This is a genomic window from Streptomyces muensis, assembly GCF_021474425.1.
Taxonomy (GTDB): Bacteria; Actinomycetota; Actinomycetes; order Streptomycetales; family Streptomycetaceae; genus Streptomyces; species Streptomyces muensis.
On sequence record NZ_JAKEIP010000072.1, the window covers coordinates 1 to 23347 of the forward strand.

General features: G+C 71.6%; 20 protein-coding genes and 1 pseudogene. 9 read left to right on the forward strand and 12 right to left on the reverse strand.

All coding sequences use genetic code 11. The features are described 5' to 3' along the window. The 7 genes and pseudogenes from L0P92_RS18995 to L0P92_RS19025 form a co-directional block, all read right to left on the reverse strand. Positions 1–295 (reverse strand): annotated as a pseudogene (locus L0P92_RS18995) (class F sortase); the annotation flags it as partial. Continuing rightward, positions 285–899 carry a hypothetical protein gene (locus tag L0P92_RS19000; protein ID WP_234763936.1) on the reverse strand — a complete coding sequence of 205 codons (615 nt, stop codon included), beginning with the start codon at positions 897–899 and terminating at the stop codon, positions 285–287. The pseudogene L0P92_RS18995 and the gene L0P92_RS19000, both read right to left, overlap by 11 nt. A 100-nt stretch (positions 900–999) precedes the next feature. Next, positions 1000–2247 (reverse strand): MFS transporter, encoded by a 1248-nt coding sequence (locus tag L0P92_RS19005; protein WP_234763937.1) that lies wholly within the window; start codon positions 2245–2247, stop codon positions 1000–1002. Between the two features lie 22 nt (positions 2248–2269). After that, positions 2270–3697, reverse strand: a complete 1428-nt coding sequence (locus tag L0P92_RS19010) for a CitMHS family transporter (RefSeq protein WP_234763938.1) — start codon at positions 3695–3697, stop codon at positions 2270–2272. A gap of 134 nt (positions 3698–3831) precedes the next feature. After that, positions 3832–6084 carry a molybdopterin oxidoreductase family protein gene (locus tag L0P92_RS19015; RefSeq protein ID WP_234763939.1) on the reverse strand — a complete coding sequence of 751 codons (2253 nt, stop codon included), beginning with the start codon at positions 6082–6084 and terminating at the stop codon, positions 3832–3834. Positions 6085–6224: 140 nt separating this feature from the next. Further along, positions 6225–6839 carry a TetR/AcrR family transcriptional regulator gene (locus L0P92_RS19020; RefSeq protein ID WP_234763940.1) on the reverse strand — a complete coding sequence of 205 codons (615 nt, stop codon included), beginning with the start codon at positions 6837–6839 and terminating at the stop codon, positions 6225–6227. Continuing rightward, on the reverse strand, positions 6836–7471 hold the full coding sequence (locus L0P92_RS19025; protein WP_234763941.1) for a hypothetical protein: 636 nt from the start codon (positions 7469–7471) through the stop codon (positions 6836–6838). The genes L0P92_RS19020 and L0P92_RS19025 overlap by 4 nt, the downstream gene beginning before the upstream one ends. Before the next feature lie 161 nt (positions 7472–7632). On the opposite strand from L0P92_RS19025, the gene hmgA reads away from it, so the two are divergent. From hmgA to L0P92_RS19040, 3 genes are all read left to right on the forward strand, one after another. Then, positions 7633–8946 (forward strand): homogentisate 1,2-dioxygenase, encoded by a 1314-nt coding sequence (gene hmgA, locus L0P92_RS19030; RefSeq protein ID WP_234763942.1) that lies wholly within the window; start codon positions 7633–7635, stop codon positions 8944–8946. A 74-nt stretch (positions 8947–9020) separates the two neighbouring features. Next, the gene (locus L0P92_RS19035) at positions 9021–9767 is read left to right on the forward strand and encodes a GntR family transcriptional regulator (protein ID WP_234763943.1); all 747 of its coding nucleotides are present in this window, start codon (positions 9021–9023) and stop codon (positions 9765–9767) included. A gap of 142 nt (positions 9768–9909) precedes the next feature. Then, entirely contained in the window at positions 9910–11052 is a 1143-nt protein-coding gene (locus tag L0P92_RS19040) for a type ISP restriction/modification enzyme (protein WP_234763944.1), read from the forward strand. Here the strand turns inward: L0P92_RS19040 and L0P92_RS19045 are convergent. Then, positions 11049–11765 (reverse strand): TetR/AcrR family transcriptional regulator, encoded by a 717-nt coding sequence (locus L0P92_RS19045; protein WP_234763945.1) that lies wholly within the window; start codon positions 11763–11765, stop codon positions 11049–11051. The two genes, L0P92_RS19040 and L0P92_RS19045, sit on opposite strands and share 4 nt — an antisense overlap. A 63-nt stretch (positions 11766–11828) precedes the next feature. Here L0P92_RS19045 and L0P92_RS19050 point away from each other — a divergent pair, with 63 nt between their 5' ends. Both L0P92_RS19050 and L0P92_RS19055 read left to right on the forward strand, forming a co-directional pair. Further along, positions 11829–12779: an ATP-binding cassette domain-containing protein gene (locus tag L0P92_RS19050; RefSeq protein WP_234763946.1), complete on the forward strand. Its 951-nt coding sequence runs from the start codon at positions 11829–11831 to the stop codon at positions 12777–12779. Beyond that, complete coding sequence (locus L0P92_RS19055; RefSeq protein WP_234763947.1) at positions 12776–13558, forward strand: ABC transporter permease; 783 nt, start codon at positions 12776–12778, stop codon at positions 13556–13558. The genes L0P92_RS19050 and L0P92_RS19055 overlap by 4 nt, the downstream gene beginning before the upstream one ends. Positions 13559–13728: 170 nt before the next feature. Here the strand turns inward: L0P92_RS19055 and L0P92_RS19060 are convergent, their stop codons facing one another. The 3 genes from L0P92_RS19060 to L0P92_RS19070 form a co-directional block, all read right to left on the reverse strand. Beyond that, positions 13729–13995, reverse strand: a complete 267-nt coding sequence (locus L0P92_RS19060) for a hypothetical protein (protein WP_234763948.1) — start codon at positions 13993–13995, stop codon at positions 13729–13731. A 126-nt stretch (positions 13996–14121) separates the two neighbouring features. Beyond that, positions 14122–14940 carry an anti-sigma factor gene (locus L0P92_RS19065; protein WP_234763949.1) on the reverse strand — a complete coding sequence of 273 codons (819 nt, stop codon included), beginning with the start codon at positions 14938–14940 and terminating at the stop codon, positions 14122–14124. Beyond that, entirely contained in the window at positions 14937–15479 is a 543-nt protein-coding gene (locus L0P92_RS19070) for a sigma-70 family RNA polymerase sigma factor (RefSeq protein ID WP_030054282.1), read from the reverse strand. The genes L0P92_RS19065 and L0P92_RS19070 overlap by 4 nt, the downstream gene beginning before the upstream one ends. 230 nt (positions 15480–15709) lie before the next feature. Here L0P92_RS19070 and L0P92_RS19075 point away from each other — a divergent pair, with 230 nt between their 5' ends. The 4 genes from L0P92_RS19075 (at position 15710) to L0P92_RS19090 (ending at position 22229) form a co-directional block, all read left to right on the forward strand. Beyond that, a complete protein-coding gene (locus L0P92_RS19075) occupies positions 15710–17245 on the forward strand; it encodes a DUF4331 domain-containing protein (protein ID WP_234763950.1) in 1536 nt (511 codons plus the stop codon). 95 nt (positions 17246–17340) lie between these two features. After that, the gene (locus tag L0P92_RS19080) at positions 17341–18858 is read left to right on the forward strand and encodes a tetratricopeptide repeat protein (protein ID WP_234763951.1); all 1518 of its coding nucleotides are present in this window, start codon (positions 17341–17343) and stop codon (positions 18856–18858) included. Further along, on the forward strand, positions 18855–20558 hold the full coding sequence (locus L0P92_RS19085; protein ID WP_234763952.1) for a HoxN/HupN/NixA family nickel/cobalt transporter: 1704 nt from the start codon (positions 18855–18857) through the stop codon (positions 20556–20558). Before L0P92_RS19080 ends, L0P92_RS19085 begins: the two co-directional genes overlap by 4 nt. 45 nt (positions 20559–20603) lie before the next feature. Then, positions 20604–22229, forward strand: a complete 1626-nt coding sequence (locus L0P92_RS19090) for a serine/threonine-protein kinase (RefSeq protein WP_234763953.1) — start codon at positions 20604–20606, stop codon at positions 22227–22229. Positions 22230–22240: 11 nt separating this feature from the next. On the opposite strand, the gene L0P92_RS19095 is transcribed toward L0P92_RS19090, so the two are convergent. Next, positions 22241–23050 (reverse strand): SGNH/GDSL hydrolase family protein, encoded by an 810-nt coding sequence (locus tag L0P92_RS19095; RefSeq protein ID WP_234763954.1) that lies wholly within the window; start codon positions 23048–23050, stop codon positions 22241–22243. Positions 23051–23347: the final 297 nt, after the last annotated feature.

Below are 23347 nucleotides of genomic sequence, written 5' to 3' on the forward strand. Positions count from 1 at the left end.
GGGCGGCATCCGGATGAGCGACCGGAGGGAGCCGCCCGCCGGCGCGGTCGCGTCGGCCCCCGGCGCCCCCCACGCCCCCGCCGTCCGTGCCGGCGCCACCGGATCCGGTGGCGCCGGCACGGACGTCGGAGGCTTGGGGGGAGCCGGGAGCCGACGCGACCGCGCCGGCGGGCGGCTCCCTCCGTTCGCTCATCCGGATGCCGACCACCACCAGCAGAACGGCCAGTACGGCCGTCCTCGCCAGGCGGTAGGCGCGCCTCCGGTACCAGGGCCTTCGCCGCCTCCTACGCGCCATGCGAGCGACGGCGGAGCCGGAACCACACCACCCCGCCCACCGCGGCCAGGCCCACGGCGCCCGCGCCGGCGACCGTGGTGAACGCCTCATCGCGCGCGATGCCGCCGCCCCCGGCAGGCGGACCGCCCTGCGGGCCGGGCGAAGGTGTCGACATCGAGGCCCGGCAGTCGACGGTGAACGTCTTCTCCCGCTCGGCGCCCGTCATGCCCGTGAACGACCAGGCGAGCCGGTACTGCCCGTCGGGCAGGTTCAGGTCCTCGGTGTGGCCGATGCCGCCCGAGAGATTCAGCACCCCGCGGAGCGTGGCGCCGCCCGGGACCTCGGGCTGGGTCCGGATGTTCCAGTTGACGGACGTCACGGTCTCGAAGTTGGCGGCGTCGAGGTAGAACCGGCAGACCCTCGGCTCGTCGATCGCGTCACCGTAGGGTGTGCGCGCGACGCCGTCCCAGGGGGCCGTGTGGATCTTGACGGTTCCGTTGTCCCCCGGCGCCATCGGCGCGGCGCCCGCCGTCGGCAGCCCGGAGAGCGGGGCGAGCGCGGCGGTCAGCGCCGTGACGGCGGCGATGCGCATTCCGGCGCGGCGTTGAAGAGGCGTGGTGGGCATGCGAATCCTCCGAGTCAGACGATTTTCGTACAAATCGCGCTTTGTCTGACTCTCTTTCACATGCGCGCGCCGAATCGCGGGCGCAGCGCCCTACGATCCGTCAGATTCCACTCTTTCGACGTAATGCCGGCCCGGACCGGCCGCGCTCGCCGCGCTCGCCGGGGCTCGCCGGCTCCCCCGCCGGACCCGCCGGCGCCCGCAGCGCCGTCCCCGCCGACAGCAGCAACAGCGCCCCCAGCATCACGAACGGCGCCGCCACCCCCGCCAGACCCGCGATCAGGCCCGCCGACGCCGGGGCGGCGACCTGTCCGAGCCGGTTGCCGGTCAGCCGCAGGGCGAGGGCGGTGGAGCGGGCGCCGTCGGGGGCCGCCTGGACGACCGTCGTCATGGACAGCGGCTGACCGACCCCGAGGCAGAAGCCGAGCACCGTCAGCATCAGGGCCAGCGCCCACACCGGCACCGGCAGCGCGATCCCCACGCACAGCAGGGCCGCCAGCAGACAGGTCACGGTCAGCAGCAGGGTCCGGCCGAGCAGCCGCAGCAGGGGCGTCAGGACCAGCCGGCAGGCGATGGTGGCCGCGGCGCGCAGGCTGAGCAGCAGGCCGATCACGGACGGCGCGATCCCGCGGTGCTCGCCGACCACCGGGAGGTAGGCGGTGAGGATGTCGGTCGCGGAGAGCACGGCGAGGCTGATGAAGATGCCGGCGGGCACGCCCCGGGCGCGCAGGATGCGCTGGACGGGGACGCGCTCGGCCCGTTCCTTGCGGGACCCAGGCGTCACACGGCGCTCTATGCGCCACAGCGAGGTCAGCGCGACCGCGCCGCCCGCACCCGCGACCAGCAGGGCGAACGCGCTGGTCCCCGCCATGTCCCGACCGCCGATCAGCGCGCCCGCCGCGATCGGGCCGACCAGTTGGCCGAGCGAGGCGCCGATGGTGAAGTGGCCGAAGTTGCGGTCCTGTTCGTGCGGGGCGGACTGGCGGGCGACGAGCGACTGGGCGCCGATGACGAAGCAGAGATGGCCGAGGCCCATGACGCCGCTCCAGATCGCCATCGCCCACAGCGAGTCCGCGAGGCCGCTCAGCGCGCAGCCCCCGGATATCAGCACGACGCCGACGGGCAGCAACGGGGCACAGCGACCGTGGTCGGTGCGGCGGCCCAGCGGGACGGCGACGAAGAGCGGGAGCAGGGCGTAGACGCCCGCGATCACGCCGATCGCGCGCTCGTCCGCGCCCAACGCCAGCGCCCGGTAGGAGACGGCGGGCCGGGCCATCGACACCGCCCCCTGCGCGAAGCTGAAGGCGATGACGAGGCGGAGCAGCCAGCCGCGGTTCCCACCGGGCGCCATGTGCGAATCCTCCGTAGAAAAGTCAGATGATTCCGAAGAGCATCCCTGCCCCGAGGATGACGAGGCATGTGAGGGCGGCCCACTTCACGACGAACCTGGTGTGGTCGCCGAACTCCACCTTGGCCATGCCGACCAGGACGTACACGGCCGGGACCAGCGGGCTCGACATGTGCAGCGGCTGGCCGACCAGGGAGGCGCGGGCCATCTCCAGCGGGGTGACGCCGTGGGCGGCGCCGGCCTCGGCGAGGACGGGGAGGACGCCGAAGTAGAAGCCGTCGTTCGACATGAAGTAGGTGAGCGGCAGGCTCAGGACGCCGGTGACCAGGGCCATGTGCGGGCCCATGCCCTCGGGGATGACGTCCACCATCCACTTGGCCATGTGGTCGACCATGCCGGTGCCCTGGAGGACGCCGGTGAAGACGGCGGCGGCGAAGACCATGCCGGAGACGTTGAGGACGTTGTCGGCGTGGGCGGCGAGGCGGGCCTTCTGGTCCGGGATGTGCGGGAAGTTCACGGTGAGCGCGAGGGCGGCGCCGAGCAGGAACAGCACCGGGATCGGCAGCCACTCCATGATCATGCAGGTGAGCAGGGCGATCGTGAGCAGCGCGTTGAACCAGTAGAGCTTGGGGCGCAGGGTGGGACGGTTCGGGTCGAGGACCTGGAAGCGCTTCTTCTCGTCCTCGTCGTCGTCCTCGGCGTCGGTGCCGGAGCCGGAGCCGCCGGTGGCGACCGCGTCCTTGCCCGTGCCGCCCGCACCGGAGCCGGCGCCGACCAGGACGGTCTCGGTCTCCTTCTCCTCGGCCTTCTCCTCGACCAGGACCTGGTCCAGGGTGAGCACGCCGAGCCGCTTGCGCTCGCGCAGACCGAGGAAGTACGAGAGGACGACGACGGCGAGGAGGCCGACGGCGAGGGCCGGGATCATCGGGACGAAGATCTCGCTGGCGTCCACCTTGAGCGCGGTGGCGGCGCGGGCGGTCGGGCCGCCCCACGGCAGGGTGTTCATCACGCCGTTGGCCATGGCGGCGACACCGGTCATCACGACCAGGCTCATCTTCAGGCGCTTGTACAGCGGGTACATCGCCGAGACGGTGATCATGAAGGTGGTCGAGCCGTCGCCGTCGAGGGAGACGATCGCGGCGAGGATCGCCGTGCCGACGACGATCCGCATCGGGTCGGCCTTGGCGAACTTCAGGATGCCCCGGACGATCGGGTCGAAGAGGCCGACATCGATCATCACACCGAAGTAGACGATCGCGAACATGAGCATCGCCGCGGTGGGGGCGAGGCTGGTGACACCTTCGATGACGTAGTCACCGAGCTTGGCGCCCTTCCCGACGAAGACGCAGAACAATGCCGGAATCAGCACGAGCGCCGCGATCGGCGACATCTTCTTCATCATGATCAGGACCAGGAAGGTCGCGATCATGGCGAAGCCAAGGATGGTCAGCATGAGTGGATACCTAACGTTCGCCCTTGAACGACCCACCAGGGCCGGCGGTGGGACGACGTTAGGTCCGTTGAAACAGCGTTAACAAGACGTTGACATGCGAGCAATAAGCGCAAAACTCCAGGTCAGAGCTTTGCTCAGGTCAGAGGCCTGATCTTTTCGGCCATCGGGACCACTTCGATGGGCACTCCGTTGAGTACGGCGTTGCCCGACAGCGGGTCCAGGAGGCTGCCGTCGAGGAGCTGGTTGACGTTGACGCCGGGGTCGGCGGCGGCGTGGCCGAGGCGGGTGCCGGGGCGGTCGTGGCCCCAGCCGTGCGGCAGGCTCACCACGCCCGGGCGCACCACGTCGGTGACCTCGGCGGGCGCGGTCACCTCTCCCCCGGCGCCCTTGAGGCGTACGTCCGCCCCGTCCCGCACGCCGAGCCGCTCGGCGTCGTCCGGGTGGATGTGCAGGGTGCAGCGGTTGGAGCCGCCGGTGAGGGCGGGGACGTTGTGCATCCAGCTGTTGTTGGACCGCAGATGGCGGCGGCCGATCAGGACGAGCCCGTCGGCGCGCTCGCGCAGGGCCGCCCGGAGGCGGGGCAGGTCGTCGGCGATGGGGCGCGGCAGCAGCTCCACCTTGCCGCTGGCGGTCTTCAGCGGCTGCGGCAGCCGGGACGCGAGCGGCCCGAGGTCGATGCCGTGCGGATGCGCGAGCAGCTTCTCCAGGGTCAGCCCGTCCGGTCGTACGCCGAAGCCGTCGCCGTACGGGCCCAGGCGCAGCATCATGTCGAGCCGCCGCTCGGGGCCGCTGACGCCGGTGAGCCGGGCGGCGAGTTCCTGCGGGTCGCGGCCGTGGACGGGCGAGTGGGGTTCCTTGACGGCCTTGCCGAGGGTCTGGCCGATGACCAGGTCGTCGACGGCGGACGGGTCGGCGCCGTGCATGCCGGTGGCGGCGAGGATCAGCCGCGCCAGGATCTCGGTCTCCGCCATCCGGCCGGGCTCCAGCGGGACGGCGGGGCGGGTGTAGCGGACCTGGTTGCGCACGGCGAGGGTGTTGAAGGCGAAGTCGTGGTGCGGGCTCTGCGAGGGCGGGGGCGGCGGCAGCACGACATGGGCGTGGCGCGAGGTCTCGTTGAGGTACGGGTCGACGCTGACCATGAAGTCGAGCGAGCCGAGGGCCTTGTCGAGCCGGTCGCCGTCGGGAGCGGACAGGACGGGGTTGGCGGCGACGGACACGAGGGCGCGGACCGGCTCGCCCTGGTCCGTGGCGGTGTCGATCTCCTCGGCGAGCGCGGAGAGCGGCAACTCGCCCTTGGCCTCGGGGTGTTCGCTCACCCGGGAGTGCCAGCGGCCGAGCGCGAAGCCGCGGCCGGGGCCGGCCGGGCGGGGCGTCTTGTCGGTGGCGGCCTGCGGGAAGAGCGCGCCGCCGGGGCGGTCGAGGTTGCCGGTGAGGACGTTGAGGACGTCGACGAGCCAGCTGGCCAGGGTGCCGTGCGGGACGGTGCAGCTGCCGATGCGGCCGTAGACGGCGGCGGTGGGCGCGGCGGCGAGTTCGCGGGCGAGGACGCGGGTGGTGGCGGCGTCCACGTCGCAGGCGTCGGCGACGGCCTCGGGGGTGAAGTCCCGTACGGCGTCGGGGAGTTCGTCGAGACCCTGGAGGTGCGGGGCGAGGTCGCCCACGTCGACCAGGTCTTCCTCGAACAGGGTGTACGCCATCGCCGCGAGGAGCAGCGCGTCCGTGCCGGGCCGGATCGCGATGTGCCGGTCGGCGAGCCGCGCGGTGCGGGTGCGGCGCGGGTCGATGACGGTGAGGGTGCCGCCGCGGGCCTTGAGCGCCTTGAGCTTGCCCGGGAAGTCGGGGGCGGTGCACAGGCTGCCGTTGGACTCCAGGGGGTTCGCGCCAATCAGGAGCAGATGGTCGGTGTGGTCCAGGTCCGGTACGGGGATCGCGAGGGCGTCGCCGTAGAGCAGTCCGCTGGAGACGTGCTTGGGCATCTGGTCGACCGTGGAGGCGGTGAAGACGCTGCGGGTGCCGAGGCCGGCGAGCAGGATCGGCGGATAGAGCGCGCCGGCCATGGTGTGCACGTTGGGGTTGCCGAGGACGACGCCCACCGAGTTCGGTCCGTACCGCTCGACGACCGGGCGGATCCCGGCGGCGACCGCGTCGAAGGCCTCCTCCCAGGTGGCCTCGCGCAGCTCGCCGTCCTGGCGCACGAGGGGGGTGCGCAGCCGGTCGGGGTCGCCGTCGACGGCCCCGAAGGAGGCGCCCTTGGGGCAGATGAACCCCTTGCTGAAGACGTCGTCTCGGTCACCGCGGGCGCCGGTGACCGCGGTCCCCTCGATGGTGAGGGTCAGGCCACAGGTGGCCTCGCACAGGGGGCAGATGCGCAGTGCGGTGCGGGACACGGGTCCTCCCGGGATGGCGGCGGCGTTGGCGCGCGATTCAGGGCCGAGCATACCGACCGGTATGCACGGAGGGGAGTCCCGGCAGGGGGTGAGGTCGGAAATTCGCGAACCGCGGCCGGCCGCTCTTCGGTGCCGCTCGGTCAGTCCAGTACTCGCGCCAGATACGCCCGCAGCATCTCCCGCGCCTCCTCGATGATCCGGTCGTCGCCGCCCGGGGACACCCGGAACGCGAGGTGGACCAGGGTGTCGGCGGTCTCGACGGCGATGAGGAAGGTGCGGCGCAGGTCGTCGTCCGGTTCGCGGTCGAGGTAGCCGGAGAGCAGGTCGGTGAGGCGGTCGGCGACGCGGGTGTTGGGTTCGCCGCGGGTGCCGACGGGGATCTGGTTGCCGAAGTCGACGAGGGAGAAGCCGGGCGCGGTGCGCTTCATGGCGAGGTACTCGTCCAGGACGGCGTCCATCGCCACCCTCCAGCCGCCGTCGGCGGCGTCCTTCAGCCGCTCGGTGACGCGGGCGGTGTAGCGCTCCAGGTTGCGCTGGGCGAGGGCGTCGGCCATCTGGCGCTTGTTGCCGAAGAACCGGTAGACGGAGCCGATGGGGACGCCGGCGCGCTGGGCGACGGCCCGGGTGCTCAGATCGTCGTAGCCGACCTCGTCGAGGAGGTCGGCGCAGGCGTCGAGGATCCGGGTGAGCCGTTCGGCGCTGCGTCGCTGCACGGGCGCCCGGCGAAGCGTTTCTGGGTGGGGCACGGTCCTCATGATGCCTTTCCGGCTCGTTCCGGGGAACATCGACCCCCGGTACAAGGACGGGTACCCGGCTCGCCCGGCGCCGCCGAGGACGGCGAGGGCGTCAGGGTCTCCTCCGGCTCCGGCTCCCTCTCGGGCTCCGATGCCGTGATGTCCGCCGTGCTCTGCACGGGACCGTCCGCCACGGCCCACACCGTGCCGTCGTCGGCGTACAGCCGCACGGTGACCTGGTGCGTGCCGCGCGGGACCAGGCGGGCCGGGAGGCGGTACTCGGGGGTGCGCAGCCTGGTGACGAGACGGCCGTCCACGTACAGGTATGCGAGCCCGCGCCCGGCGACCGCCCGCTCCCCCGCGCCCGCGGGCGAGAAGCGGAACCTCCGCAGGCTCAGCCGTACGTCCCAGCTCCCGTCGTCGCCGTCCGCGTCCGGCTGCACCTCTATGCCGACCTCGGGCGCCTCGTCCTCGCCCACCTCGCGGTAGTGCCGCCCCTCGGCGTCGGTGTCGTCGACGACCTTGCCCACCGGGGAGGGCGACGCCGCGTTCTGCCCCTGGTTCGCGGCAGCGCCGGAGTCGCAGCCCGTGGTCGCGGCCAGCAGCAGGACACAGACCGCGAGCGCGGTGAGCGGGGGACGGGTCCATGACATGCCCGGGAGACTAGAACACCGGTCCGAAAGCCGGATCCCCCTGAAGTCGGGTTCGCGTCCGGTTCTCGTCGTACTCGAAGGGGAGGCGGCGCCGATCTCTTGCGCTGACGAAACCGCAATCCTACGGTGAAGCATAGGAATCAGATCTCGAAGGAGCTTTCATGAGCGGGGACGCGCGGAAGACCGCGGAAGGGCTGACCTACCTCTCCGGTTTCGGCAACGAGCACAGCTCGGAGGCGGTGCCCGGCGCCCTCCCCGAGGGCCGCAACTCACCCCAGCGCGCCCCGCTGGGCCTCTATGCGGAGCAGCTGAGCGGTACGGCGTTCACCGAGCCGAGGGCCCGCAACCGCCGCTCCTGGCTGTACCGCGTCCACCCGTCGGCCGCGCACCCCGCGTTCACCCGCACCGACAACGGCGCGATCCGAACGGCGCCCTTCACCGAGTCCGTGCCGGACCCGAACCGACTGCGCTGGAACCCCCTGCCCGAACCGGCCCCCGGCACCGACTTCCTCGCCGGCCTGTGGACCCTGGGCGGCAACGGCGACGCGACCCAGCGCACCGGCATGGCGGTGCACCTGTATCACGCCAACGTGTCCATGGACCGGGTCTTCAGCGACGCCGACGGCGAGCTGCTGATCGTGCCGGAGCGCGGCGGGCTGCTGCTGCACACGGAGTTCGGGCGCCTCCATGTGGAGCCGGCACATGTGGCGCTGATCCCACGTGGGGTGCGCTTCCGTGTGGAGCTGCTCGATGACTCTGCCCGGGGTTATGCGTGCGAGAACTATGGGGCGCCCTTCCAACTCCCCGACCTCGGCCCGATCGGCGCCAACGGACTCGCGAACGCGCGGGACTTCATGGCGCCGGTGGCCGCGTACGAGGAGGTCGAGGGCCCGGTGGAGGTGGTGAACAAGTTCTGCGGCAACCTCTGGACGGCCATGTACGACCACACACCCCTCGATGTGGTCGCCTGGCACGGCAACCATGTGCCCTACGCCTACGATCTGCGCCGTTTCAATGTGATCGGCACCATCTCCTACGACCATCCCGACCCGTCGATCTTCACCGTGCTGACGTCCCCGTCGGACACCCCCGGCCTCGCCGGCGTCGACTTCGTGGTGTTCGCGCCGCGCTGGCTGGTGGGCGAGGACACCTTCCGCCCGCCGTACTTCCACCGGAACGTGATGAGCGAGTACATGGGTCTCGTCGAGGGCGCCTACGACGCGAAGGCGGAGGGCTTCGTGCCCGGTGGCGGCTCGCTGCACAACATGATGTCGGCGCACGGCCCGGACCGGGAGACGTTCGACCGGGCGAGCGCGGCGGAGCTGAAGCCGCAGAAGATCGACGACGGCCTGGCGTTCATGTTCGAGACCCGCTGGCCGGTGACACTGGCCCCGCAGGCGGCCGACGCCGAGCACCTGCAACAGCGCTACGACGACGTCTGGCAGGGCATGCAGCGCCATTTCCGCGCGGTTTGATGGTCGTTCGCCTCCGGCGCGCCCCTACGGCTCACTCGGTTGCAGTAAAGATCCCCGACCGGTACGGATGGCCCGTGACCTCCTTCGCCCCTGACTCGATCGTCCTGAACCGCAAGCTGCCGCTCTGGTACCAGGTGTCGCAGTCGCTGCGCGCCTCGATACTCGGCCGCCGACCGCAGGACCCCCTGCGGCTGCCCACCGAGGAGCAGTTGGCTGAGCACTACGGCGTGAGCGTGCTGACCATGCGGCAGGCGCTGAAGGAGCTGGAGGACGAGGGCCTGATCACCCGCCACCGCAGACGGGGCACGTTCATCGAGCCGGACGTCCGCCGGGGCGCCCCCGTGCGGCTGCTCGGCTCGGTGGACGCGATCGTGGCCCAGCAGTCCGGCATGGCGACCGAACTGCTGGAGCACGGCACGGTGCCCGTGCCCGCCGAAGTCGCCGAGTTCTTCCCGGACCTCGACGAGGTGGCGACGTACCACCGCCTGCGCAGCGACGACAAGACGGGCGAGCCGACCAACCACGCCCGCAACTACGTCCGCCCCGAACTCGCCGCCCGTGTCGACCTGGACGATCTCGTCCGCTGGCCGATGACCAAGGTGCTGCGGGACGTCGTCGGGGCGGACATCAGCCGCATCACGGACACGGTCGAGGCGCGCCTGGCCGACCCGGAGACGGCACGGCTGCTCCAAGTCCCGCTGCTGAGCCCGATCCTGCACTACACGGGGGTGACGTACGACGCGGACGGGCGCGTGCTGGACGCCGCCGTCATCCATTACCGGGGGGACCGTTTCTCCTTCACGGTGACCCTGGATGCGTGAGCGCTCCGCTGGGAGCGTTGTCATACACCTGCGGGCCGGTGGGGGGCTGGTCGCGCCCACGCGGCGGAGCCGCATATGGACACAGCCCCGCGCCCCTTACGGGGGCGCTGCCCTGACCCGCGTGTCCGGTCCAGGCCGTACCATGCCCAGCGTGACGCACGACGACGCTCCGCTGCTGGCGGACCTCATGCCGTGGTCCGTCGCACCGCCGCGGCTCGGCCGGGGGTGGCCGACGGGCCCCGACGCGGCATCCCTGAAAGCCCGCTGGGACGCCTTCGTGAAGGCCGAGGGCCCGGACCGGGAGGCCCTGCTGGAGCCGACGCGCTCCCGCACGCTGCACTCGGCCGTCGGACAGCTGCCCGGCCGGTCCACCGGCACGGAGAAGCTGATCCGCGCCTCGGGCCCCTGCCCGGAGCCCGTACGGGTGCTGCACGCCCCCTTCGACGAACAGTGGCTGATCCCCGACCACCGCCTGATCGACGCGGCCCGCCCCGAGCTGTGGCGGGTGGCGGACGAGCACCAGGTCTTCGTCCTGGAGACCCCGGACTCCGGCCTGCTGGCGACCTCGTTGCTCCCGCTGCTCCGCCCGGGGCGCGTGCGCCCGCTGTACCGCCGCCCGGGCGGCACGGAACCCAACCTGGCACCGGGCCTCGTCGAACATCTCCAGGACCGGCTCGGCGTAGCGGTCGAGCCGCTGGACCTGCTCGCCTGGACGCTGGCGGCGGTACGCCCCGACCTCACCGTCCCGCTCACCACCGACGCGGAACTGTGGGCACGCGGCGTGGAGTCGGGCCGCCGTGCCCTGTGGCTGATGCGGCGCAACGGCGACCGCCCGAAGCTGCCCGGCGGTCGTCGCCCGTACGTCCGCGCACCGCTCCCCTCCCGTCCGCTGGTGCTGGAGTACGACCGCGACGAGGAGGCTCTGCTGCTCGACGAGGGACGCATCTCACCGGTCCCGCCGCAGGCGTGGGACTACGAGGTGGCCGGAGTGAGGGTCCTGGAGCAGTGGTTCACCGCCCGCGTCACGGAGCCCGAGCCGGGCACCCTGGCCGCGATCCGCCCGGCGACCTGGCCGCAGGCGTGGACGTCGGAGCTGCTGGAACTGATCACGGTGCTGGCGCTGCTGGCCGAACTCCGGCCCCTCCAGCAGGAGTTGACGTCCCCCGTCACCGCAACCGACCTCCACGACGCCGGCGTGCTGCCGATCCCCGAGTCGACACGCCGCCCGGCGTCGGTGTTGGACCACCACGAGGAAGGCCCTGAAGGGCAGTTCGCGCTGATCTAGTCGTTCCTGGGCGCGAACGCGTCCAGCATCCGCTCCACCATCAACCCGAACGCCCCCTCCAGATCAATCGGCCCCTGATCCTCCGCGAACGCCGCCGCCATCCTCGGATACACCCCCGTGGCCACCTGACTCCCGAGGTACGCGATCCGCACCGCGTTCTCCTCCGCCGCCGACCACGGCAACGACCGCGTCCGCTCGGCGGCCGCCAGTTCCATCGCGACGTACGACGTCACACACCCGTTCAGCATCCCGACGAGCTGCATCTTCAGGCCGTACGTCGTCTCCAGCGGATCCAGGCAGGCCAGACAGTGCTCCAGATACCGCAGGGCGTTGGGCGAGAAGCCGTAGATCGGTGACATCAGCCGCGTCATCCAGGGATGCCGATGCATCAGCGCCCGCGTCTGCCCGGCGACCCGGCGCATGTCCGCCCGCCAGTCCCCGCCCGGCTCCCACAGCTCGTGCTCCCCGCTGACGGCGTCCACCATCAGCTCGTACAGGTCCTCCTTGCGGGGCACGTAGTTGTACAGCGACATCGTCCCGCACCCGAGTTCACCGGCGACATGCCGCATGGAGACCGCGTCGAGACCCCCGGCGTCCGCCAGCCGCACGGCCACGGTCGCGATGTCGGCACGGGTGAACGCCGGTTTCGGCCCGCGCCCCGTCCGCTCGGGTCGCGCCCAGATCACCCCGGGTTCAGCCGCCTTGCCCGCCATCGATCATCACCTCGCACACCATCCTAGTTACGTACACCGTACGTAGTGCGCTATGGTCGAGCCATGACTTCTACGTACGCTGTACTTAGTGAAGGTCTGGAGAAGCGATTCGGGCCCAGAAATGCCGAGGTCCACGCCCTGCGTGGACTCGATCTGGCCGTCGCGCAGGGCACCGTGTGCGGCCTCCTCGGCCCCAATGGCGCGGGCAAGACCACGGCCGTACGGCTCCTCACCACCCTGCTGCGGCCGGACGCCGGCTCGGCCCGGGTCGCCGGGCACGATCTGCTCCGGGACCCGGCGGCCGTCCGCCGCGCCATCGGCGTCACCGGCCAGTACGCCTCGGTCGACGGCGACCTCACCGGCCGCGAGAACCTCAGGCTGTTCGCCCGGCTGCACCGGGTGCGCGGGCCGGCCGAGCGGGCCGGCGAGCTCCTGGAGCGCTTCGGACTGACCGACGCGGCCGACCGGCCGGCGTCCACGTACTCGGGCGGGATGCGGCGCCGCCTCGACCTCGCGGCGAGTCTCGTCCGCCGCCCCGAGGTGCTGTTCCTGGACGAGCCGACGACCGGCCTCGACCCGGCCAGCCGCAACCGGATCTGGGACGCCGTACGGGAGCTCACCGCCGACGGCACCACGGTGCTGCTGACCACGCAGTACCTGGAGGAGGCCGACCAACTCGCCGACGACATCGCCCTGGTGGACCGGGGACGCGTCGCGCACACGGGGTCGCCCGCCCAGTTCAAGTCGCTGATCGGCGCGCACGTCGAGGTCGTGGTCACCGACCCGGACGTGATGGTGAAGGCCGCGGCCGTACTGGATCAACTCACCGGCGCCGAGCCGTCGTTCGACCACGAGCGGCGCGCCGTCGCCGCGGTCACCCGGGACGCCACGCTCACCCTCCCCCGTCTGGTGCGAGAACTCGACGCGGCGGGCGTGCCGTTGCTGGACGCGAGCCTCCAACCACCGACGCTCGACGACGTTTTCCTGCGACTCACCGAGGAGCGTGCCGCATGAGCACCCTGGCCTACGACGGCGGCGCGATGCTGGGCCGTCAGCTGCGACGGATCCGCAACAACCCCGGGCTGCTGATACTGACCCAGACGATGCCGATCACCATGCTGCTGTTCTTCGGCTATGTCTTCGGCAGCGCGCTGGCGATGCCAGGCGAGCAGTACCGCTCCTTCCTGGTGCCGGGGCTGCTGGTGGCGACGGCCGCGAACGGGATCATGACGGGGATGTTCCAGGCCGCGCAGGACACGCACCGCGGGGTGATGGACCGGCTGAGGACACTGCCGATGAGCCGGGCCGCCGTACCGCTCGGGCAGGCGGTGGCGGATCTGGTCGTGACGGCCGCCGGGACGGTGCCCTTCCTGCTGGTCGGGCTGGCCGTGGGGTGGCGGATCGAGGGGTCCACGCTCGAAGCGGCGGGCGCCGTGGGGCTGTTGCTGCTGTTCCGGTTCGCGACGACGTGGATCGGGATCTTCCTGGGGCTGCTCACCCGGAACGAGGAGGCGGCCGGTCAGCTGGGCGGGGCGACCTTCGTCCTGCCGCTGCTGTCCAACGCGTACATTCCGACCGACGGTCTGCCGGGCTGGCTGCGCACCGTCGCCGAGTGGAATCCGATCAGCGCGGTCACCACGGCCCTGCGGGACCTCTTCGGCAACGCGCCGGTGCCGGACGGCGCCGCCTGGCCGGTCGCGCATCCCGTCGCCGGGTCACTGGCCTGGTGCGCGGTGCTGATCGCGGTGTTCGCACCGCTGGCGGTACGCCGGTACGGGCGCGGCGAGCGCTGACGTACCGGATGCGGGGTGGGCGAGCCGGGGGATGTGCCCGCGCCCGGATGGCACTCCGGGGGCGCCGCGTGCGCCGTTGGGGATGACGGCGACGACAGCGCGGTACAGCGCCGGGACGTGTGGCGTGCCGGGCGCGGGCCTGGAAGTCGTTCGAGAAACGCCGGTACGGGTCAGCGACCGCCGAACAGCGAACGGCGGAGCCGACGCAGCGGGGCGAAGAGCGAGACGCGACGAACCCGGGCGCCCCGGTCGCTGCGCTTCGTGGTGTCACGACTGGTCAGCTCACGCATCAGCGTGGTCGCCTCGGCCGCTTCTCCCTGCGGCACGGCGGGACCCGCCAGCACCGAGAGATGGCGGTCGAGACGCGAACTGGTCGCGCTGCTCCCGCAGGTGATCGCAGGGACCCTGGCCCTGCTGCGCACTGTTATCTGATCCATGTCACTCCCCACCCGTACGAGTCCACCCGGCCCGGGCAGGTTAACCCTATCTCCCCGGTGCGGCACTCGTGTATCGCGGTCACAGGATTCACCTTCCCCGTAAGGGTGTTGACGACCCGTCGTCGATTACTCTCCGAATCCAACCGATTTCAGGGCGAGTTGGACAACGGGCTGGCTGGTGGGTTGCGGTGAGCCTCCGTCGGGCTCGACGGTCACAGCCAGTGACGTCGTTTTCTTGTCGAGACCGGATGCGATCAGTGGCGTGTCGCCGTCGAAGAGCCCCAGGGAGCGTGGTTGCACATCGGGGCGCATCTGCCAGAGCTGGTGCACCCGGCCGCTCGGCAACTCGCCGTATCCGCTCAGAGTGACGATCGCCCGTCCCTCCGAGGCGGAGGCGACCACTCCGATCGTCCGCCCCCGCGCGTCCTCGCCGGCGGTCGCCCGGGCGTCGGGCGCGGCGAGAACGTTAGCGATCTCACTTGCCCGGGCCTGCTGGGCGTCCAGCTGTTCCTGGGTCCGGTTCGCCTGGACGGCGAAGAGGGAGGCGACGACGAGGGCCGCGGCGGCCGTGACCGTGGCGAACGGCACGAGCAAGGGGCGCGTCCTGGGCGCACGGGTGCGCGGCGGCGGCTGGGTGCCCCACACGTGCGGCGGCAGCTGAGTGGCACGCGCGTGTGCCGGCTCCCGTGCGACGGACTCCTGCGGAGTCGTGCGTACGGCGGCCAGGACCCGGTCGCGCATCGCGGCCGGCGGCGGGGCGGCCGTCGACCAGGCGAGCCGGACGGCGTCCTCGGACAGGGCCCGCACCTCGGCGGCACAGCTGTCGCAGGACTTCAGATGCTTCTCGAAGCGGTGGCGCTCGGCGGGTTCCAGGGCGTCGAGCGCGTAGGGCGCGGCGAGGGAGTGCAGGTCCCCGCGGCCGAGGAGGCGGTCGGCGAGGCTCATGCGACACCTCCCAGGCACTTGCGCAGCTGGGTGAGTCCGTCGCGCATCCGGGTCTTGACCGTGCCCAGCGGCAGCGAGAGCCGTTCGGCGACCTCACGGTAGGTGTAGCCGTCGTAGTAGGCGAGGGTCACGGACTGGCGTTGCAGTGCGGTCAGCCGGTCCAGACAGCGGCGTACCCACTCGCGCTCCAGTCCCGCCTCGACCTCCTCGGCGACGTGGTCGAAGGCCGGGTGGTTGGCGCGCAGGGCCTCGCGCTGCTCGCGTTCGCCGGCCGCGCGGGCGCTGCGCACCCGGTCGACGGCGCGGCGGTGGGCGAGGGTGAGGACCCAGGACAGGGCGCTGCCCCGGCGGGGGTCGAACTTCGCGGCGGACCGCCACAGTTCGAGCAGCACTTCCTGGGCCACCTCCTCGGACTGGGCGGGGTCGCGCAGCACACGCCGCACGAGCCCGTACACCGGCCCGGAGACCAGCCCGTACAGCTCCTCGAAGGCCTTCTGATCACCGCCCGCCACGAGCACCAGCAGCTCGTCCGCCTCCAACTCGTCTCCCCCTCCAGTCAGACCGCAGCGCGGCCGTCTCGTCCCGCGAGGCATTCGCAACGAACCCACCTCCGGATGGGGTTACGGATCGGCGGGCCGAAAACGCGGGTCGCCCTTCGATGAAACAACTTTTCAGTTCCGCCGTAAGAACGCTTGGGATTCGACCAATCCACCCTGGCGACGGCTCCGAATCGGGTGCGTCAGGCAAGTTGGGACTGAGGACGGACGGCATGACACCTAATTCCAGGAGCGGTGCGGGACGCAAGGGCCTCGCGACCCTCGTATGTGGTGCGCTGGCCGCCGGGGGGCTCGCAGCCGCCGGCGTGACCGCGCTGGAACCGGGGGCGGCATCCGCCTCCAGTCACCGGGAGGCCCCGCTGATCTCGGGCACCCCGCAGTACGACAACACGGACGTGTACGCGTTCGTCAGTCCGGACAAGCCGGACACGACGACGATCATCGGGAACTGGATCCCGTTCGAGGAGCCGGCCGGCGGACCGAACTTCTTCACGTTCGCCGAGGACGCGCAGTACGACATCCACATCGACAACAACGGTGACGCGCAGGGCGATCTGCTCTACCGCTTCACCTTCGACACCCACATCAAGAACAAGAAGACCTTCCTGTACAACACCGGTCCGGTCGAGAGCCTCGACGACAAGGACCTCAACATCACGCAGACGTACGACATCGAGCTGATCAAGCTCAAGGACCAGTACCCGGTGTCGAGGACGAAGGTCGCCAACGACGTGCCGGTGGCCCCGTCGAACGTCGGCAAGGCGTCGATGCCGGACTACGCCAAGCTGCGTGAGCAGGCCGTTCACAAGCTCGCGGGCGACGCGACGTCGTTCGCCGGGCAGGCCGACGACCCGTTCTTCCTGGACCTGCGGGTCTTCGACCTGCTGTACGGCGGGAACCTCTCCGAGGTCGGCAACGACACGCTCAAGGGCTACAACGTCAACTCGATAGCCCTGCAGGTCCCGAACCACATGATCGCGGAGTCGGCGGACCAGCCGATCGTCGGCATCTGGTCGACGACCCAGCGCAAGAACGCCCAGGGCCACTTCGAGCAGGTCTCGCGCCTCGGCAGCCCCCTGGTCAACGAGGTCGTCAACCCCCTCAAGGACAAGGACAAGTTCAACGCGTCCTCGCCGTGGGACGACGCCCAGTTCCTGAAGAACGTCACCAACCCTGAGCTGCCCAAGCTCATCGAGGCGATCTACAAGATCCCGGCGCCCGACGAGCCGCGCAACGACCTGGTCGACGTCTTCCTCAAGGGCGTGAAGGACCTCAACCAGCCCCCGCACGTCACACCCTCCGAGATGCTGCGCCTGAACACCTCGATCAAGCCGGCCGCCGAACCCAAGCGGCTCGGTGTCCTCGACGGCGACAACGCGGGCTTCCCCAACGGCCGTCGCCTCACCGACGACGTGATCGACGCCTCCCTCCAGGTCGTCGAGGGTGAACTGCTGGGCGCCAAGAACGACCTGGGCGACGCCGTCGACAAGAACGACAAGGACTTCGAGAAGGCCTTCCCGTACGTCGCCCTGCCCACCGAGGGCTCCCGCGGCCCGCTCGCCAAGGGCACGGACGGCGAGACCGACGTCCGCAGCCAGCTCGGCGACGCCCTCCAGCCGGCCGGCGCCTCCGGCGACACCGACAACATGACCCTGATCGCCGGCTCGGCAGGCGCCGGCGCCCTGGGAATCCTGCTGATCGGCGGCGCCCTGATGTGGTGGCGCCGAATGCGGGACCGGGCGTACTAGGCGCTCCGCGCCCCTGAAAAGACTGGCGCGGCCCGCGAAGTACTCATCCCCCACGGCGCGGGCCGCGCCGCATGAATGCCGATCGAGGAGAGGGCATGGCGGAGAATTCTGAGCCCGTCCGGCGTTTGAGGACGAGGCCCGGAGGGCCGACAGCGGGGTCTGGGGGCGCAGCCCCCAGCGGGGTCGAAGGGGCGGAGCCCCTTGAGGATGGGAAGGGTAGGGGCGGCGGGGGCGACAAGGGCCGTGAGCAGCGCATCGCGGCCGTACGCCGCGTCGCCGCGGCCGCCCGCCGCAGCCGGGCCCTCCACCTGGCCGGCTGCTCCGCCCTGCTCGCCGTAGCCCTCACCGCCGGCTCCATAGCCCTCAGCGCGGCCCGCGACAACAACACCCAAGCCGTCGCCCCCGCCTCCGCCGCCGTCTCCCCCGGCCTCCTCGCGACCGGCGACCTCACCACCGGCATCACCTCCCTCCAGGCCCACCTCCGCGACCAGCCAAGGGACTTCACCGGCTGGGCCTCCCTCGGCCTCGCCTACGTGGAGCAGGCCCGCACCAAGGGCGACCCCTCCCGCTACCCCCAGGCCGAGCAGGCGTTCATGCGCTCCCTGGAGCTGAGCCCCGACAACGACCAGGCCCTCGCGGGCCGCGCCGCCCTGGCCGCGGCCCGGCACGACTTCGAGGACGCCCTGAAGTACGCCGCCCAGGCCCTGAAGGTGAACCCCTACAGCGAACGCGCCCTGTGCACCCGCACCGACGCCCTCGTCGAACTCGGCCGCTACACCGACGCCGCCAAGGCCGCGAAGACGGCCGACGACCGCCGCCCGGGCATCCCGGTCTTCACGCGGTACGCCTACGTCCAGGAGCTGCGCGGCGACGTACGGACCGCCGAGCGAGTACTGAAGCAGGCCCTCACCTCCGCCACCACCCCCGGCGACATCTCCTACGTCGCCACCCAGCTCGGCCAACTCGCGTGGAACCAGGGCGACTACGACACCGCCCTCACCCACTACGCCCGCGCCCTCGCCACCGACGAGAACTACGTCCCCGCCCTGGAGGGCCGAGCCCGCGCCCAGGCCGCGAACGGCGACAGGGCCGGCGCGACGCAGGGCCTGAAGGACGTCGTCGCCCGCTACCCCCTCCCCGGCCCGCTCGTCGAACTCGGCGAGCTCTACGAGGCATCCGGCGACAAGGTCAGGGCCGACGACCAGTACGCCCTGGTCGACGCCTGGACGGCCCTCGCCCGCGCCAACGGCGTCAACGCCGACCTGGACACCGCCCTCGCGGCCGCCGACCACGGCGACAAGGCCTCCGCGCTGCGCGCCGCCCGCGCCGAGTGGGACCGCCGGCGCACCGTGCACACCGCCGACGCCCTCGCCTGGGCGCTGCACGTCAACGGCAAGGACGAGGAGGCCCTTCCCTACGCCCGCGAGGCGACGGCCACCGGCTACCGCAACGCGGCGTTCCTCTACCACCGCGGGATCATCGAGCGCGCCACCGGCCACGCCGAGGACGCCCGCACCCACCTGCGGGCCGCGCTGGAACTGAACCCCGGCTTCTCCCCGCTGGGCGCCCGTGAAGCCCGTACGGCGCTCAAGGACCTGGAGGCGGCCAAGTGACCCCGCGTCGTCTGCTCGCCTCCGCCGCGGCCGTTCTCACGGCGGCCGGCGCGCTCGCCCTGTTCCCGGCCGGCTCCGCGAGCGCGCACCCCCTCGGCAACTTCACCGTCAACCGCTACGACGGGCTCGTCGCCGCTCCCGGCGAACTACGGGTCCACCATGTGGAGGACCTCGCCGAGATCCCGGCGACCCAGGCCCGGCCCGACATCGAGAAGGCGGGCATGACGGCGTGGGCGCGGCAGCGGTGCGCGGACGCCGCGCGGGGCAGCGAGGTCACCGTGGACGGCCGTACGGTCGAACTGACGCCGAGCAGCAGCCACGCGCGCGTGCGGCCCGGTCAGGCCGGGCTCGACACCCTGCGCGTGGAGTGCCGGCTGACGGCGCCGCTCCCGGAGGACACCACGGTCGCCGTCGGCTTCCGTGGCGCGGGCGCGGAGTCCGGCCCCGGCTGGCGGGAGATCACGGCGCGCGGGGACCGTATGACACTCGCCGCCTCCGACGTGCCGAAGGAGTCGATCTCCCGGGAACTGACCGAGTACCCCGAGGAGTTGCTGTCCTCCCCGGCCGAAACCAAGAGCGCGTCGCTGCGCGTGCGCCCGGGCGGACCCGCCCTCGCCGAGGCGGACCAGGACACCCCCGCCTCCTCCGTCCTCCCGCGCGGCGCCGACCGCTGGACGCGGGCCCTGGACGGGCTGGTGTCCCGCCAGGACCTCACCGTCGGCTTCGCCGCCCTCGCCCTGGTCCTCGCCATCTTCCTGGGCGCGATGCACGCGCTCGCCCCCGGCCACGGCAAGACCCTGATGGCCGCGGTGGCGGCGGCCCGCGGCGGCCGGGCCCGCATGAAGGACGTCCTGCCCCTGGCCGCCTCGGTGACGGTCACCCACACCCTGGGCGTGGTGGCCCTGGGCCTCCTGGTGACGGCCGGCTCGGCGGCGGCCCCCTCGGTGATCACCTGGCTGGGCATCGCGAGCGGCGCCCTGGTGATCGCGGCGGGCGCGACGCTCGTACGACGGGCATGGCACGCCCGGAAGCACGGGCATGGGCACGGGCACGGTCATGCCCATCCGCACGGGCATGACCATCCTCACGGGCACAGCCACTCCCACGACCACGAGACCGACCCCGCCCATGAGACCGACCACGCCCATGAGCGCCAACCGGTCCTGGTCGCCGCGCACGCCCACGCCGCGGCGGAGGCCCCCACACCCACACCGGGCCACGCCCACCACCATGACCACGACCACCACCACAGCCACCACCACGAGCACGACCACCCCCACCCTCACGACCACACTCACACCCACGGCCCCCTCACCCACACCCACAACGGCTTCACCCACACTCACTCCACCGCCCCCACCCTCCGCGGCACGATCCTTCTCGGGTTCGCCGGCGGTCTTGTGCCCAGTCCCTCCGCGGTCGTCGTGCTCGTCGGCGCGGCGGCACTGGGGAAGGCGTGGTTCGGGCTGTTGCTCGTCGTGGCGTACGGCGTCGGGCTCGCGCTCACGCTCACCGCGGCCGGGTTCGCCGTCGTACGGCTGGGTAGCGGAGTGACGAGGGTGCTGGACCGGCAGCCCCGCTGGATGGCCCACCCCCTGACGGTCTTCGTCCGCAGGACCGCACCACTGGGATCCGCGGTGCTCGTCGTACTGATCGGGGCCGGATTGGTTGTCCAGGGGGCGGCATCCGCACTCGGCTGAGCTACTTTTGTGGAGAATGCGCACGGATGCGAATGGGGGACGCCCGTGTCCGAAGAATCTGGCAGTGAACGTCTGATCGCCGGCCGGTACCGCCTGCTCTCCCCGCTCGGCGAGGGCGGCATGGGCACCGTGTGGCGGGCGCGCGACGAGTTGCTGCATCGCGAGGTGGCCGTCAAGGAGGTGCGCGCGCCGCACGGGCTGCCGGCCGCGGAGGTCGAGCGGATGTACGCCCGGCTGGAGCGCGAGGCGTGGGCGGCGGCGCGGGTAGCCGACCGCAATGTCGTCACGGTGTACGACGTGGCCACGCAGGACGGCCGGCCCTGGATCGTGATGGAGCTGGTCCGGGGTATCTCGTTGGCCGAGCAGTTGGACGCCGAGGGCCCGCTGAGCCCGCAGCGGGTCGCGCACATCGGTGCCGAGGTGCTGGCGGCGCTGCGGGCGGCGCACGCGGCCGGGGTGCTGCACCGGGACGTGAAGCCGGCCAACGTGCTGTTGTCGAACGACGGCCGGGTGGTGCTGACCGACTTCGGTATCGCGATGGTCGAGGGCAGTTCCGCGCTGACGATGACCGGCGAGGTCATCGGCTCCCCGGAGTTCCTGGCCCCGGAGCGGGCGCTGGGCCGCACGCCCGGTCCGGAGTCCGACCTGTGGTCGCTGGGTGTGCTCCTGTACGCGGCCGTGGAGGGCAACTCCCCGTTCCGTCAGAACACCCCGCTGAGCACGTTGCGGGCGATCGTCGACGAGGAGCTGCCGCCGCCCCGCCGGGCCGGTCCGCTGGCCCCCGTCATCGAAGGGCTGTTGCGCAAGGACCCGGCCGAGCGGCTGCCGGCCGACCGGGCCGAGCAGGATCTGCGGATCATCGGGGCCGGGGGTTCCCCTTCCGGGGCGGGGACTCCGTACACGCCGACCGTCGCGGCGTTTCCGGCGCCCTCGGAGACCGCGGCGACGGCTCCCGTCCCGCCGACCGGACCGACCAGGCCCGCCTCGGCCGCCGTTCCCTACCGGGACACGGCCGCCGTCCGTCCCGACCGTGACCGCCGCGCCCGTTACGTCCTGATCGCGGGCGTCACCGCCCTCGCGCTGGCCGTGGGAGGGCTGACGTACGCCCTGCTCGACCGCGGGGACGGAAACGGCGGCAAGGCGGGGGGCGAGGGGACCAACTCGCGGACGGGCGGCGGGGTCTCGCCGACCGCGACCGACACGGGGGACGAGAACGCGGCCGGCGGGGGTCAGGACCCGACGCCGAGTCCGAGCGGCAGCCGTACGAGCACTCCCCCGCCGCAGTCCGTGCGGGTGACGTTGGCGGGGTCGAACACCGAGTACTCCGGGTCCTGTCCGCCGCCCAGTGGCGAGGCGCCCTCCTTCACGGCGACGTTCACGGTGGGGCGGCTGCCGGCCCAGGTGACGTATCGCTGGGTGTCGGCGGACGGTGACGTCATGGACCAGGGGTGGAAGACCCTGTCGTTCCCGGAGGGCGGCGGGCGGACCAAGCAGGACCGGGCGTTCGTGACGACGGACGACGACAGCGGGACGTTCGAGAACGAGATCAGTGTCGAGGTCCGTGACCCGGTGGAGACGAAGTCCAACTCGGTGCCGTTCTCGGTGACCTGTGAGACGGAGACCCCGACGGACGGGGTCTCGCCCACGCCTTCCGAGTCGCCGAGCGCCTAGGGCCCAGGGCCTCAGGCCACGGCGTCCAGCACCGGCAGATATCCACCCGACTGGCCCGCGGCCGTCGGGTGGTACGACTCCGGGATGTTGAGCCAGTTCACGGAGTGCATCCACGCGCTGCCGGAGCACAGCTCGTGCCCGGTGAAGGCGGGTCGTACGTCGGCGAAGGTGAAGCCGTGGTCCAGGGCGCGCTTCTCGGTCGCGGCGTCGATGTAGTCGGCCGCGTCGTTGAGCGCCCTTCGCTTGGTCTCGGACAGTCCGATGCATCCGGAGACGCCGAGCTTGTAGAAGCGGGGGTAGCCGAGCACCACCACGTGGGCGGACGGGGCCTTGCTGCGGATGGCCGTGTAGACGCTGTCGAGCCTGCCGGGGAGCGTGGAGTCGACGAACGCTTTGGCGGTGTTGATGCGGTTGACGCAGGCGCTGTCGCCCTGGAGCACACAGGTCGTCATGATGTCGGCGAAGCCCGCGTCGTTGCCGCCGATCGAGATGGACACGAGTGCGGTGGCGGGGCTGAGCGGGGCGAGCTGACCGGCGGTGACATCACCCGTTTGAGCGCCCGAGCAAGCCGTGAAGTCGAAGGACGAGGGTGAGTTCGCGGCGGCCCAGAGGTAGGGGTACGCCTTCGTGCTGCGCTTGCAGTCGCCGCTGGAGCCGATGTAGCTGCCGGCGCCGAGGCCGGAGGAGTAGGAGTCGCCGAGGGCCACGTAGCCGCCGATCGCGGCGGTGTCGGCGGCCTGCGCGGTGGCTGCCCCGGTGAGGGCGGTGCCGACGGCGAGGAGGAGTGAGGCGACGTATACGGAAAGTCGGGAACGTCTCATGGAACCTCCCTATAGCAGGATCTCTGCCATAACCGTCGTACCAACTACGCGTGTTGACGGGAAGTGTCCATGCCAAGACTTTTCCCCTCATCGCGGCACTCACCCTGTGGGTTCGCCATGGGTTTGATTTCGTGTTCATGACAGGATTGTTGACAGGTCGTCAACTCCCTTGTCCATCACGGCGGGAGCACAGATCCTTTACCTCGGCCCAGGAACGGGAACGCGACGTTCCGGGCCGTGCGTGCGACCCCACGCACGCATCCCCCACATGTGCGCGCACCACCCATGCGCACCGCC